This window comes from Catenuloplanes sp. NPDC051500, from assembly GCF_044454585.1.
In the GTDB taxonomy this organism is placed as follows: domain Bacteria; phylum Actinomycetota; class Actinomycetes; order Mycobacteriales; family Micromonosporaceae; genus Catenuloplanes.
In genome coordinates, this window is the sequence record NZ_JBITDX010000004.1 from 516,405 (window position 1) to 529,150 (window position 12,746).

Sequence of the window (12,746 nt, forward strand, 5' to 3'; positions counted from 1 at the left end):
CCTCTCTACCCTCCGATAGAGACCGGGCCCCGCCTCACGGGCGATTCATCGCGGACGATCCAGCCATAGATTCGATCGCATGACGACGAACGAGGTGACGGCGGTGGCGACGGTGACCGGACGCAGGACGCTGATCGCGGGCGCGGTGGTGACCGGCGTGGTCGCGGTGGGACTCATCTGGGCCGGCTGGCTGATCGCCGGCGCCGACCCGGGCTGGGACCGGTTCCTCAGCGGCGAGTACTGGTTCGGAAGCCTGCTGCGCGGCACCGGCGTCCTGCTGATCGGCAAGACCGGCCTCAAGCTCGGCCTGATCGTGGTGGCCGCGGCCGCCGGTGGCGTCATGTGGCTGCGTGGCCGCCGGAAGGGCGATTGACCACCCGTCTACCATGCAGTTCCTGCCGAACTGAACGGGAACCGCACGAGGATGCCGACTTACATGGGGGCGGCCTGGGTCGACCTCAGGCCGGGCGCGGACGTCGACGCCGTGCTGGACGTGCTCCGCGCGGACGGCCCCGGCGTCCTCTACGCCCGCGTCGTACCGCTGGACGGCGGCTGGCAGCGGATCGAGCTGTCCACGGGTGACGCCGGCCCCGCGCTCGGCCACCTGATCGTCACGCTGCTGCAGAGTTCGGAGCACGCGGTACGGGCGTTCCTCGCCCACGACTACGACGAGGACGGCGCGGAGCAGATCGTGCTCGACGGCCGCACCACACCCGTCACGCGGGTGCAACACGTGCGGATCCATCCGTTCGGCGCCGGCTCCGCCACACCACCGCTGCTGCTCGACGTGCCCGCGGCCGTCGCGCCCGGCCGGTCGTGGGGCCGTGGGCGCGTGCTGACCGGGCCCGAATCCGTGGCCGCGCTCGCCGACCTCTACGGCGTACCCCCGGATGATCTGAAACGTGCGCAGCGGCGCACCCGGATGCCGGCCCGCCTGCTCGGCGAGACCGGCGGCCCGTTCGAGCCCTGGCTGGACGCGCTCGCGATCGCCTGGACCGCGACCACCGGCGGCCGCCCGATCAAGCTCCGGCCCGGCCCGGTCTGGCGCGAGGCCGTGGTCAGATACGCGCTGCCGTCGCTGCCCGGCCGCTGGCACGTCTTCGACGAGGAGTTGGTCGCCGACCCGGTCGGCCTGATAGTCCGCGCGATCGTCCAGGGCCAGGCCGTGCTGCACCCGCTCTACCTGCCGTCCGGCCACCCCGGCTGGCGCGTCCACGACGCGCTCGACCTGCGGCTGCCCCGCACCGGCCTCGCCACCCGCGAGCAGGCCGAGCCCGCCATGCACCACCTGGCCGAGGCGATCCGCGCACGGGCGCTCCCACACTTCGCCGCGCACGGGACGCTGTCCGGATACGTCGAGTACTGCCGAGCCGGATCCTCGGATCCCTACCGCCTGCACGCCCAGGCGCTGACCGAGATCGTGCTGGAACGCTTCGACGACGCGCTCGAGTCGCTCGACGCGATCACGGGCATGGTGGTGCCACGGCTGTACGACCAGACACGGCCGGCAGGCCTGGGCCCGGCGCGGCTGAGCGGGCTCGCCGCGGAGGCCGACCACTGGCGGCGGCGATTGGCCGAGGATCCGATGGGCGCACAGGCTGACCTGCTGGCGAACGTGCCGGGACAGCGGCGACGGCTCGGCCTGCCGGCACCGACGGCGTGACCGGCGTCAGTCCACCGGCGGTCGCGGGCTGGGAATAGGCTCGCCCGGCTGGTCATATCGCCACGCATTGAGTCGCATCCACCGACGCTACGACCGATTCCACCCCCCGATGCCACCCTCTTTGTCCGTCACGTCCGGATCCGTGGGCCTCTCAGTGAGGTTCGCGGGTCGCTCAGTGAGGTTCGCGGGTCTCTCAGTGAGACCCGCGGGCCTTTCAGGGAGATTCGCCGGGTCGCAGCCAGAGGAAGAGCAGGAAATCCATCTCGGTGACCTCCTCCGCATCATGCGGCGGCAGGAACTCCTGCTCCGGCCGGCGCTGACCGGGGATGACCGGATCCCCAGTGCGGCCCGGCCGGTTCAGTGCGATCACCATGACCGGCGGCCGCCGCATCCCCGCAGCGCGAAGCCGGGCGCTCATCGTGAACCCGGACACCGCGTAGAGGATCCCGCAGTCAGCCGCGATGTCCACAAGCTTCTCCGCAAAGCGCTCCACCGCACCGGCGCCGACGGCCTCCCGCCCCTGCTCACACTCGATCGCCACGGCGATGTCCCGATCCATCAACGGCCCCCACATCACCGTCTCGACCGGCTGCGGCCTACCGGAAAGCCGCCCGATCAGACTCCGGTTGTGCAACACAGCGGGCCGCTCATCGAACGCGACGGACAGCCGGCCGATCGATCGGTGATACCGCTCCAGCGCCAGCATCTCGTCCGCATCAAGCCCGGGAACGGCATACGCATCATCGGGAGAAACCATGCGAAGACGCTAGAAGCACTCAGCTCCGACAAGTCACCCTCGATGTGCGACATCAGCATCTGGTGCCGCGCTGTGGGGGCGCCTTCCTGTGAGGCGCCCGCCCGATAGTGGCGAGACCCTTATTCTGAATCTGATAATCAGATATGGTCGTGACATGCGAACTATCTCCGCTACCGAGGCGTCGCGACGGTTCTCCGATCTGCTCGACGCGATCGAGCGCGGTGAGACCGTTACCGTGACGCGCGGAAGCCGCCCCATCGCCGAAATTCGGCCGGCGCCCCGGCGAACCGGCCGCGACCTCCGTGCCGCGCTGTCCGAGGTCTCACCGCCCGATGACGAGTTCGAGCGTGACGTCGCCGAGGCCTTGACCTACGTCAGCAGTGATAGGACAGACCCGTGGGCCGACGCCTGATCCTCGACACCAACGTCCTCATCGCCTACGAGCGCGGGAAGATCGACCGTGCCGCCTTCGATGACGACGAACTCGCGGTCGCCGCGGTCACCATCGCCGAATATCGCGTTGGAATCGAGCTTGCCGACACCGCTGCACGAGCAGCCGACCGGGCGCGGGCGTTAGCGGCGATCGTCTCGTCCGTCGACGTGCTCGAATACACGGAGGCGACAGCCGCCCATCATGCCCGTCTCATCGCACACGTACGACGCAGCGGTACGCCACGTGGTGCGCACGACTTGATTATCGCCGCTCACGCATCGGAGACCGGACGTACCGTCATCACCTCCGACGCCCAAGCCCGGTTCGGAGACCTGCCCAGCGTTCTGGCCGCTCAGCCGTAGGACGGCACAGTGGGCGCTGGCCCACGGCTGGCCCGCAAGATCAACCAGGCCGGAAAGTGAGTGAGCAACACCGTGGGGGTCTGGGGGCTCGGCCCCCAGGAATTATGCGCGGAACGCCCAGGTCAGCGCTCTCCGCTGACAGGCTGACCCCAAGTGGAGCGGACGACGGGAATCGAACCCGCGTAATCAGTTTGGAAGATCTCGCCGCCCCGCCATGATCGTCCCATTTTGCCTGGTGAGCGAGCCTGGCGTACCGCCCGATCATGACCGTCCGAAGCCGCCTGCGGCCTGAGTTAGTGGCACGCCCGTTTGATCTCCGCCGTGCGGCGCTCCGGCGCCGCGAGGCGGCTTCTCGCCCCGGACCGTACGCGGTCCGGGGCGGCTTGCCGTGGCGCCGGCCTCCCGCACGGCCGGCGACCCAAGGAGACCGGTGGCAAGCCGCGTAGCGGCGCGGCAGCCGATCGCCGGACGCCACGACGAATCCCAGCCACCCACAGCGATCGTCGGGACCGTGTCTACCCGGTGGCTTTGCCCATCTTGATCCGGCCTACTTGAGTGCTGGTCCATGCTCTGGTGGTCCTCAGAACGACGGAGTACGGGTTGTGCCAGTTAGCCGGGTAGCCGGCCCGCCTCCGACTGAACCAGCGGATACGCCTGGTTGATCGTCCGGGCCGTACCTCCCACCGCCGACCTGCGTTATCCGAGATCAACATCCAGCGCACCTCGTAGCTGAGGCCAATCAAGGGATCGAGTTGGCCCGCATGAGCTGGCGCGAGATGAGCAACGTTGATGGGCTGGGCTCCCAATTCATACGTTTCCTCGGGTGGCACGCGAACTAGACCTTGGAAGTAGCGCAGGAGGTCCGTACCTTCCTTGATCTCCCAGACCGGAAAGTCGTCGGACCACTGTTCAAGATCTCGTACGCACCACTGGGTGCGCACGTCGAAAGCGACCTGGTGTACGTCAACGGGGAGTTGACTTCCGTTGCGAACGAATCGCTCGATCTCGCACGTCTCAACCATGGCATCCATGGGGCTGCGGCGATCCCACGATGGCACGGCCCAGAAGCCGACTAGATCGACCTGAGCCCGGTCACTGCTTATCCGATCTCGATGGAAGATCCGGTATGCGAGCAGCAAGGACAACGCACCGAGCCAAGCGGGCACTGTGCCGTAGTCGAGCTGTCCCAACCAGTCCACCACGTTGGTCGTCACTGACATGCTGCAAGTCTCCTGGGATCAGGCTGACGACGAGCCACGACGCGCCGCCACGGCCGATGCCGGCCGCAGGCCGCCAGCAGGCCGTGGCGGCGCTGCGCCGCGCGAGCGCGGCGCCTTGATCCAGAAGAGAACAACTCGGCAGAGGGTTTGAAGGGGTCATGTAACTCGCGGGTACGTCGGATCTCGTGTCGTAGCGGTCCAGTCCGTGAAAATCTCGTATGGTCGATCCCTTGTAACCAGATGCTCTGGGCAGGACGGAAGGCGTTGGGCCGAGATTCCGGCGACCGGGAAATATGTGGAGAGATCGGTGGTGGTCGAGTTGCTCGCGGAATATGGGCCAGTCATGGTTGCTCGGAAAGGCGGAAGAGGGCGAATCGGTGGACTAGGGCAAGGAATTGGTGGAGGCTATTATTTAGTGCCGAGCTTCGCGGTTTCTAGCAAGTCGCCAGATGGTGACAATGCGATGGAAGTGCCACTCATTGATGGAGATGGCGAAACGATACTATCCCGAGTTATCTGGCGGGATAAGCAGAATGGGGAAGGCCCCGCCCTTTTGCGAGCAGATGTTAATCTGCCTCTCCCGAACGATCCGGTGGAGTGGGGTCGGATTCGTGGGATTGGGCTTCATAAGTGTAAAATTCTCGGATTTCCTCATCCTGTCATGGGGGAGAATAGCCCATATATCGATACTGTATACGGCACAATCTCCCTGCCTACCGAGAATTATGCGGGAGGGCTAATTTTTAAGGTATCCGACCCGGATATCCCATCTTCCGATGCCTCGGTTCCCTCTTGGACGCAGTCGGGCGGATCTCCTGTTTTTAGTCAAGGGCTATTCTTGGGATACTTGGTTGGGCGACAGACACCGCGCCGTCTATCCATCTTCCCTGCATCTAGAATTGCAGAGAGTCGAGAGTTCGTTAGAGCGCTTGCCTCGACGGGGCATCCTGGAATCTTGATCCAAGACGTAGGGGTTGTCGAGGATTTCGAAGGAACCGGCGCTGCGATCGATGAGGTCGCTCGGACTGATCCAAAAAATATCCAAGAAGTTGCGGCGGCGCAGTTCTCTCTGAGTAACGCATACTATGAGAATGTGTTGCTTCAAGCGAAGAGAAGTTTTGGTGCCGCAGTTATTGCGGCATCTCTCGGTACGTTCTTCTTTTTTGCTGCAGTTGCTATCGTCGTGGCGCAAGCGCAGTTTCAGGCGGCGGTCGTCAGCGTTATCAGCGGAAGTGTGGTGCAAGTTATCGCCGGGCTGAACTTTTGGCTTTATTCGCGAACTTCGAGCCAGTTAAATGCTTTCCATGCTCGGCTTGAGCGTATGCAGAAATACCTACTGGCGAACAGTGTATGTGCGAACTTGTCGGATGAAGCGAGGGATAGTGCCATGAGTGACCTAGTGAAGACAATTGCCGCTGACGTCGAGAACTCGTCCGAGAAGGCGGCATGATTGCCTTGCTTCGACCATGGACCGACTCGGCTCATGCATGGGACGTGCGGAAAGCTCACTCCATGCCTCTGTTCGAAGTGATGGGTTCGGAAATTTGAAATTCGGGCAGGGGGTGATAGGGCCACCATTGGATGCCGTGGTCAACTAAATTTGGCTGATCGATGTGAGCTGTTGGTGAATTGTGTAGCGATGCGGCTTATTGGCGAGAATTTCGATGCCGGGCGACGCCTACGATCATGACCTAAGGTTATTGCCGCCCGGCCGATCGGATGTTGAAGCAATGGTTATTGGGTGACGTGTTGCCTTTCGGAGAAGTTGACACCGTTTTCGTTCCAGGACATGACAGCCTCGAAGGTTTGGGCTGTGCCCATGTGCGTGAGCAGTAACCAAGAGAAGTCCGAATGAGGAATGATGTTGGGTGTCCCGCTAGTATGGATAGCTGGAACCTCTTCGCCTTCGTTGAGCGGGCGTAGCGCGACCGAAACGCCTTCAGCAACGGCGCCGCCGGTATTAGTGATTAATAGCCGCTCGTTGGTGGTGCGGTACTTAATTTTTCCCTTCGAGTCCGTATATTGTTCTCGATCGCTTGTGTACTTGGCTCGAAGTAATGCATGCTCTTGACCTCGTGTTCTTTTTGTAACGGCCCCTAGATTGAGAAAGTCGAGATCGCTCTCAATTGCCAGCCTTGCTTGGAATCCGAGATCTTCCGGACTTGCGTATGTGCCCAAAAGACCAAGGCTGGAAAGCTTGTCTTTAAACTCTCGTAACGCTGCTACCTGAGTTAGGTCTGCGTCCCGAGGGATGGGCTCATCGGAGAAGTAGACGTGGACTGGTTTGCCGGCGGCGTGTGCCCGCTCAATTTCTTCGGCGGTGCCTGACACTGCAGCTGACGTTGCCATGCCGATTCTAGAGTCAAATAGGGCGATAACGATGTCAGCTTTGTCGACTAACTGTTCGTTGATGACACCCTGGGCGCTTCCCCCGAGACGCGGGACCGCATCCGACTCCCACTTCTTTGGGAGTAGAACGATTTCTTCGCGCTCTGCTCTCGCCGAGTTCCAACCGTGGAGTGCGTCAGTGACTGCCTTTCGCTCGGCCTTCGTGTCGCCGGGCGATGCAATCAAGATCTTTAAGACATGGGCATCAAAGGGCATGGTAGGACGATACCTGACTGGTTCGACCTCTATTCCTGCGGTGTTTAGCCGATGTGGGGCCTCCTGCTTGAGAGTCCGTGTCGGATCCGGAGCAGCATTGACGGATGCACGACGAGAGCATCGATCATGTCTGGTCGAATCCACCTAACGGATGTGGTCTCATCGCTCGTGCGGATCGTGCCCCCAACTGGCTCGGCGTGGAAGCATATGGAAAATTCCTGTCGGACCTCGCCATTGTCGTACGCGATGACGTGTCCAGGATCGGAGTAGATGCCAGAAACTCCGGACACCTCGACTATGATGCCAGTTTCCTCCTCAACCTCGCGGACGACTGCCTGAGTTACCGACTCGCCATGGTCCTGGGCGCCGCCCGGTAGCGCCCAGAATCCATTGTCTGCGCGTTGCACCAGCAGCAACTGATGCTTGTCGTTCCGGACAACAGCACCAACGGCAATGACGAGTGAATTCGGTTTAGGGGCATTGGGGTCATTTAAGAAGTCGGTTTTGCTCATGTATGCCCCGATTTTGCCCACAAGCTATCTGCAGAATTTCTGTATGAATGTACGCCATGACGCAGCGCTAAGTCTGAGGACTGGCCCGGCGTTGGATTTGCTGTCTCTCACTAGAATTTGATCGGCTGACTTCGAGGCGATCTCGATGCAGTGGCCGCCGTTGGGGCTGCTGCGGGTGGATTTTTTCCAGATCAGGTTGTCCATGAGTGGGTGGCCTCCTGGATCAGCTTGAGGGACTGACGCTTGGGCAGGGCTTCTCCTAGAAGACCCTCCCAGATGTGCCGGATGGCATCAACGTCTGTCGCGGTCTCGATGACCAGGCCGCGGAGCTGGGGGTCGATGAAGGCGGCGTCGGGGTGGCCGGGAATTGTGGCGAGGGCGAAGGCGCCGGCCAAGCCGCGGTGCGCGCCTACCTCGGTGCGGAGGATGTGGATCTCGGCGGTGCCGGCGCGGCTGGTTGTAGCCAGATGATCGAGCTGAGTGCGCATCAGCGCTGGGGCGTCGCCGATCGGGCGGTGGAGGATCGACTCTTCGAGGATTGTGATGAGCCGCGGTGGGTTGGGGCGGCTGAGGATCTGTTGGCGGTGGATCCGGGCGTCCACTGCACGCTGGAGAGCGTCTTCGCTGGCCGTCGGGTCGCCCGCCTGGAACATCGCGCGGGCGTAGGCGGGTGTCTGGAGCAGGCCGTCGAGGACCAGCGGTTGGTAGGAGCGGAGTGCGGTGGCGGTTTGCTCGATCTCTGCCCAGGGGCGGAACCACTCGGGCAGGGCCTCGCGACTGGCGGTTGCCTGCGCGGTCTCCAAGAGGCGGCTGAGGAGCCCTCCGGTGCCGAGCGTTGCGTCGGCGCGGTGAACCAGGGCAGGGCTCGGCGGACGGCGGCCGGTCTCCACGGCGGAGATCTGGCTGTCCGAGAAATGAATCTCCCTGCCGAGGTCTTGCTGAGTCCAGCCGTGAGATTCGCGCGCAAGTCGTAGCTCGCGACCCAGCGATACAAGCGTCGGATGCGGAGCGCCCGCTCGGTTGCCGGTCACTTCGCACCGCACTCATTCCGCAGATAACTGATCGAGTTCCCCTGCTCGGTAGACGTTTCTGACGGCTCGCGTGGAGATGTCATAGGGGTTCCGTTCGGGCCTATCGCAAGGAACAGTTGACGCGGATCTGATTGGTTTGGGAGTGGGTGCTCCTGCTCCTGCATCTCTAAGGAGTCGCATGTCTGCGGATGCTGCTGAGGAACAAAATCCCACCGTCTTTCACCCGTCTTGGTGTGATCCGGAGGAATGTTGGGTCGGCGGGGATAGGCCGTGGCATCGGTCGCGTATGCAGTTCATGCAGTTGAAAGACGCCTTAGACACCCGTCTCGGCGTTTGCTTGCTCAAGTGCACGCTCGCGCCGGAAGTTACATTCGTCGAGTTCGAGGCGTATATCGATGACGCGGAGGAGCCGGTGATGGAGTTCATGCTGATGAGCCACGACCTGTGGAAGTTGTCCGGGCTCCTCGACTCCGTCTCGCGGGCGTTGGCGACGGATGAAGCGCCCCCGGCGCCTCTGGGGATCTCACAGTCGTAGATCCAACGTGAATAGCCCCAGTGCGAAAGGTTGACGAGAGCCAGCTCGGCGCAGTCGAGTCGTTCGGCAGGCTCTAGGACACGAGCCGGCTCGTGAAGCCGGCCGAGACCAAGCGTTCGTATGCGGCACGGATCTCGTCGGGCATCGGCTGGGGGATCGCCCAGCCGGCCTCGGCCCACGTGTCGATGCGCTGGGTGTCGCCCACCATCGTGTCGATGATCTTCTTTGGGTTGCCGATGAAGGTGAAGTAGTCGTCGATGGGGAGGGGGTTCGAGGCGCAAATGACATCGACCTCGGGCCAGAGCTTCTTGCAGATGGCATAGCCGCGTCGCTGTTGGTAGGGGCGGGACATCAAGGTGATCGTCTCGATGTCCTTGTAACCCCGCTCCTCCAGCAGCTCGCGGGAGAGCACGATGTTCTCGGCGGTGTGCTTGGCCTTCGTCTCGATCAGGATCGCCTCGTCAGGCACGCCGTGCTCCAAGGCGTACTCGCGATAGTGCACGGCTTCGCCGCGCGGAAAGACCTCGACGGTCGGCGGGGCGTTCGCGCCGGTGAAGAGCAGGATCGGGTACATGCCGCGGTGGTAGAGGTCGGTGCCGACGATCGCTACGCCCAGGTCGTGGCTGCCGAGGCCGATACCGACATCCGTGGGGCGGAGTTCGTGGCCCATCTGGTGGTAGTTCCATAAGGTCTCGACATCCTCGCGGTGCTCGGCGGGGATGACGGCAGGGCTGTGCGTCATGGCGTGGCCTCCGCGGCGAAAGGTCAGTCGGGGATCTGGAAGTGGTAGGTCCAGGCGAACCGGGACGCGGCATGGACGCCGCGAGCGAACTCGATCGAGCGACCCTCGGCGGTGTACGTGATGCGGTGCAGGATCATCACCGGCTCGCCGCCGGGTAGCTGGAGCTGGTCGATCTCGTCGGGCGCCGGCATCCGGGCACGGATCGTCTCCGTCATGTTGTCCGGCTCCAAGCCCTGACTCGTCAGAACCGCGAAACCGCCACCGCGGCCGGCGGGGCCGGCCTTCGCGTCGACCAGCGGCGTGCCCTCGACATCCTCGGGCCGGTAGTAGCTGGTCAGCGTGTGCGTTGGCACGTTCGCTTCCTTGACCAGACGCGCTCGCTCGTAGACGGGATCACCGATCTCCAAGCCGAGCGCGTCCGAGATGTCGGCGTCCGCGGTCGTGAGTCGTACCGTCTGCGTCTGGTCTCCGGGTTTCCATGGGCGGCCGGTGGCCTCGCGGTCGGCGGCGAACGCGACCAGGCCGGTGCCCTTCCACTTGCTCTTCGCGTAGCGGTCGGCGCCGAGCCGCTTCATCGCCAGGCGTGGGCGAACCACGGTGCCGCGACGGCGGACCGGCGTGACGAGACCTTCGGCTTCGAGGATGCGTACCGCTTGGCGGACGGTCTTGATGTTGACGCCGTGCTGCGTCGCGATCTCGTCCTGTTTGGGCAGCGTGGTGCCTTCGGCGTAGTCGCCGTTCAGAATCGCGGTCCGCAGGATGGCCGCCAGTTCGCGGTAGCCGGTGCTCATGGTTCCTCCTCGGTTGAGCGCTCTGAAGTTAGCACCTCACAGGTCAACTTTGGGGTTTAGGGGTAGCTCTATTGACACCTCTGGGCTTGACTGTCTCTAATAGAGCTAGCTCTAATGGTGGCGGCGGGGAGGCCGGATGTCGGCGAACAAGATCGAGACGGGTATCACCGAGCGGTGCCCGGATCGGAACGGGGATGCCGGCGATCCGCTCTCTGCCGTGACCGATGAGCGTCCAGCCTGCGTCTCGTGCCGGGGCAACGGCTGGAAGTACGTGGTCAGACGGTCGGCCATGCGCGTCATGGCTTACACCTGCGGGCGGACTGACGCCTCGTTTCGTCAGTCCTGCCTTGACTGCGGTGGCTCTGGGAGGACTGCCGCGTCCTGACCAGGCGCCGAGGCGGCTTCGGCATGGCTTGTGACACCTGGCTGGCACCTGTGTAACAAGAAATATTGCCGCTTCGGCGCCCTCGCCGTTCTGACTTCGGTGGAGGAGCGATGGATCCCGGGCAGGTGATGTCCTGTTCGTGGACCGCAGGGCATCGGTGCAGTTCAACGGTCCCAACGCGCTGGTCCTGCGGGTGATCTCGGTGTCGGCCAGGGCGACCTACGACGGGTGGGCCTGGATCACCGGCTACGCCCTCGACCCGGAGACCGGCAAAGCGACCGTCCGGCGCGAGATCTTCGTGCTCCGTAGCGGCTTGCAGATCATGAGGTTCAAGCCGCAATCTCCGAGAAAGGCCGCTCGATGACGGTTTATCTGACTGCCGAGGCTCGAACGGCGCTACGGGCGGCGCAGCGACAGTTGGACCGGCACACCGACCTCGCCAACGATGGCCGGTGCCCGGTCTGCGACTTGGAGGGGCCGTGCCCGCTGAAGCGGGCGGCGCTCCTGGTCTTCCGTCGATACGAGCAGTTGCCGGGGCGTCGGCCCGGCGCGACGCGTCCGCAGTTGGTCGGTCTGCGTCGCAACGGGGGTGCCGCGGACTGGTTCGGTGCGCGTGCGAGCGCGGAGAGCCCTCACGCGTGACCGGCCTTGCCTGGTCATGCTTATCTCATCTAATGTCTTGTGTTGACAAGTAGTGGCGTCGAGTCTGGGTGGTGTGCGTGGCCGGGTATGAGGTGCCGACGCCGAAGTACATGCGGGTGCTGAACACGGTCCGTGAGCGCATCGAGAGCGGCGCCTATCCGCCGGGGACCTCGCTGCCGTCCGAGAACACGCTGTCCAAGGAGTTCGCGGTCGCTCGCCCGACCGTCTTGAAGGCGCTCGGCATCCTGCGCCAGGACGGCTGGATCGAGTCGCAGCAGGGCAAGGGGCACTTCGTGCGTGGCCGGCCGTCCGCGACCGGCATCTCGCCGCAGTACGCCCGCGAGACGCTGTACCTGGATGAGACCGTCGCCACGGAGGTCCTGCACGTCGGACCGGTGCTGGCGTCACCGCGGGTGGCGGCCTCGCTGAACATCCCCGAGGGCACGCCGGTCTACGAGCGCCGGCGCCGCACCGTTTCCGAGTCCGGGCCGATCGACCTGGTCTCGACGTTCGTGCCGGTGGACATCGCGGTGGGGACCAGCATTACCAAGCCGGCTCCGATCACCGGCAGCCTGCTCGACCACATCGCGAAAGCGAAGAGTGTCCGTGGGGACTACGTGGCCGAACGGCTGACGGCGCGCCGGGTCAGCGCAGTCGAGGCTGAAGCATTGGACGTCCCTGCTGACGAGTCTGTGATCAGTACAGTGATCACTGTGTATCAATCATCTGGCGACGCATTGTTGTCGTCAATTTTGGTCATGCCTGGATCTCGGCACGAGATCGAGGATGTATACCCGCTCCCTTAGCCTCGGCCCTTCGTTAAGGCGCCTGTCCACGGACTGGGCCGGGAACGCAGAAGTGCCCTCTGATCTGGAAAAATAGGACTTGCTGAGGGTCCAAGATTTCCGAACACAGAAGGCACTTGCTGGGTGAAGACTACCGCAACACGTCCGAAGATCACGGTCACCGGCGAAGGTCGGGGCGTGGTCGGTCACGCCGGTGCCCGGCTTCTCGCCGACCTGGCCGATAAGACCGGTCTGGCCAGCGCGTTCAGCCGGGCGCTGGCGGG

General features: G+C 63.7%; 16 protein-coding genes and 1 pseudogene. 9 read left to right on the top strand and 8 right to left on the bottom strand.

Going from position 1 to position 12,746, the window contains the following annotated elements; genetic code table 11:
* Window positions 1–79 precede the first annotated feature (79 nt).
* The gene (locus ACIA8K_RS11620; RefSeq protein WP_396057581.1) at window positions 80–373 is read left to right on the top strand and encodes a hypothetical protein; all 294 of its coding nucleotides are present in this window, start codon (window positions 80–82) and stop codon (window positions 371–373) included.
* Window positions 374–436: 63 nt separating this feature from the next.
* Window positions 437–1,663, top strand: coding sequence for a hypothetical protein (locus ACIA8K_RS11625; protein WP_396057583.1), 1,227 nt, complete (start codon window positions 437–439; stop codon window positions 1,661–1,663).
* A gap of 214 nt (window positions 1,664–1,877) precedes the next feature.
* Here ACIA8K_RS11625 and ACIA8K_RS11630 read toward each other — a convergent pair whose 3' ends face one another.
* Complete coding sequence (locus ACIA8K_RS11630) at window positions 1,878–2,420, bottom strand: hypothetical protein (RefSeq protein ID WP_396057585.1); 543 nt, start codon at window positions 2,418–2,420, stop codon at window positions 1,878–1,880.
* Window positions 2,421–2,574: 154 nt separating this feature from the next.
* Between ACIA8K_RS11630 and ACIA8K_RS11635 the strand changes: the two genes are divergently transcribed.
* Window positions 2,575–2,832 (top strand): type II toxin-antitoxin system Phd/YefM family antitoxin, encoded by a 258-nt coding sequence (locus ACIA8K_RS11635; protein WP_396057587.1) that lies wholly within the window; start codon window positions 2,575–2,577, stop codon window positions 2,830–2,832.
* On the top strand, window positions 2,817–3,215 hold the full coding sequence (locus tag ACIA8K_RS11640; RefSeq protein ID WP_396057589.1) for a type II toxin-antitoxin system VapC family toxin: 399 nt from the start codon (window positions 2,817–2,819) through the stop codon (window positions 3,213–3,215). The genes ACIA8K_RS11635 and ACIA8K_RS11640 overlap by 16 nt, the downstream gene beginning before the upstream one ends.
* 515 nt (window positions 3,216–3,730) lie before the next feature.
* On the opposite strand, the gene ACIA8K_RS11645 is transcribed toward ACIA8K_RS11640, so the two are convergent.
* Entirely contained in the window at window positions 3,731–4,435 is a 705-nt protein-coding gene (locus tag ACIA8K_RS11645) for a hypothetical protein (protein ID WP_396057591.1), read from the bottom strand.
* A 307-nt stretch (window positions 4,436–4,742) separates the two neighbouring features.
* Here ACIA8K_RS11645 and ACIA8K_RS11650 point away from each other — a divergent pair, with 307 nt between their 5' ends.
* Window positions 4,743–5,885 (top strand): hypothetical protein, encoded by a 1,143-nt coding sequence (locus ACIA8K_RS11650; protein WP_396057593.1) that lies wholly within the window; start codon window positions 4,743–4,745, stop codon window positions 5,883–5,885.
* 284 nt (window positions 5,886–6,169) lie between these two features.
* On the opposite strand, the gene ACIA8K_RS11655 is transcribed toward ACIA8K_RS11650, so the two are convergent.
* Genes ACIA8K_RS11655 through ACIA8K_RS11670 form a run of 4 tightly spaced genes read right to left on the bottom strand, consistent with a single transcriptional unit; the run spans window position 6,170 to window position 8,582 of the window.
* A complete protein-coding gene (locus tag ACIA8K_RS11655) occupies window positions 6,170–7,039 on the bottom strand; it encodes a hypothetical protein (protein ID WP_396057595.1) in 870 nt (289 codons plus the stop codon).
* A gap of 44 nt (window positions 7,040–7,083) precedes the next feature.
* Window positions 7,084–7,551 (bottom strand): NUDIX domain-containing protein, encoded by a 468-nt coding sequence (locus tag ACIA8K_RS11660; protein ID WP_396057597.1) that lies wholly within the window; start codon window positions 7,549–7,551, stop codon window positions 7,084–7,086.
* 24 nt (window positions 7,552–7,575) lie between these two features.
* Window positions 7,576–7,755: a DUF397 domain-containing protein gene (locus tag ACIA8K_RS11665; protein WP_396057599.1), complete on the bottom strand. Its 180-nt coding sequence runs from the start codon at window positions 7,753–7,755 to the stop codon at window positions 7,576–7,578.
* Window positions 7,743–8,582 carry a Scr1 family TA system antitoxin-like transcriptional regulator gene (locus ACIA8K_RS11670; protein ID WP_396057601.1) on the bottom strand — a complete coding sequence of 280 codons (840 nt, stop codon included), beginning with the start codon at window positions 8,580–8,582 and terminating at the stop codon, window positions 7,743–7,745. The genes ACIA8K_RS11665 and ACIA8K_RS11670 overlap by 13 nt, the downstream gene beginning before the upstream one ends.
* A 286-nt stretch (window positions 8,583–8,868) precedes the next feature.
* Between ACIA8K_RS11670 and ACIA8K_RS11675 the strand changes: the two genes are divergently transcribed.
* Complete coding sequence (locus tag ACIA8K_RS11675) at window positions 8,869–9,117, top strand: hypothetical protein (RefSeq protein ID WP_396057603.1); 249 nt, start codon at window positions 8,869–8,871, stop codon at window positions 9,115–9,117.
* Window positions 9,118–9,190: 73 nt separating this feature from the next.
* Here ACIA8K_RS11675 and ACIA8K_RS11680 read toward each other — a convergent pair whose 3' ends face one another.
* Both ACIA8K_RS11680 and ACIA8K_RS11685 read right to left on the bottom strand, forming a co-directional pair.
* On the bottom strand, window positions 9,191–9,859 hold the full coding sequence (locus tag ACIA8K_RS11680; protein WP_396057605.1) for a YdcF family protein: 669 nt from the start codon (window positions 9,857–9,859) through the stop codon (window positions 9,191–9,193).
* A 23-nt stretch (window positions 9,860–9,882) separates the two neighbouring features.
* Window positions 9,883–10,650 carry a GntR family transcriptional regulator gene (locus tag ACIA8K_RS11685; RefSeq protein ID WP_396057607.1) on the bottom strand — a complete coding sequence of 256 codons (768 nt, stop codon included), beginning with the start codon at window positions 10,648–10,650 and terminating at the stop codon, window positions 9,883–9,885.
* Between the two features lie 524 nt (window positions 10,651–11,174).
* Between ACIA8K_RS11685 and ACIA8K_RS11690 the strand changes: the two genes are divergently transcribed.
* The 3 genes and pseudogenes from ACIA8K_RS11690 to ACIA8K_RS11700 all read left to right on the top strand — a co-directional run.
* Window positions 11,175–11,399 (top strand): hypothetical protein, encoded by a 225-nt coding sequence (locus tag ACIA8K_RS11690; protein WP_396057609.1) that lies wholly within the window; start codon window positions 11,175–11,177, stop codon window positions 11,397–11,399.
* A gap of 355 nt (window positions 11,400–11,754) precedes the next feature.
* The gene (locus tag ACIA8K_RS11695; protein ID WP_396057611.1) at window positions 11,755–12,483 is read left to right on the top strand and encodes a GntR family transcriptional regulator; all 729 of its coding nucleotides are present in this window, start codon (window positions 11,755–11,757) and stop codon (window positions 12,481–12,483) included.
* Between the two features lie 72 nt (window positions 12,484–12,555).
* Window positions 12,556–12,746 (top strand): annotated as a pseudogene (locus tag ACIA8K_RS11700) (hypothetical protein); the annotation flags it as partial.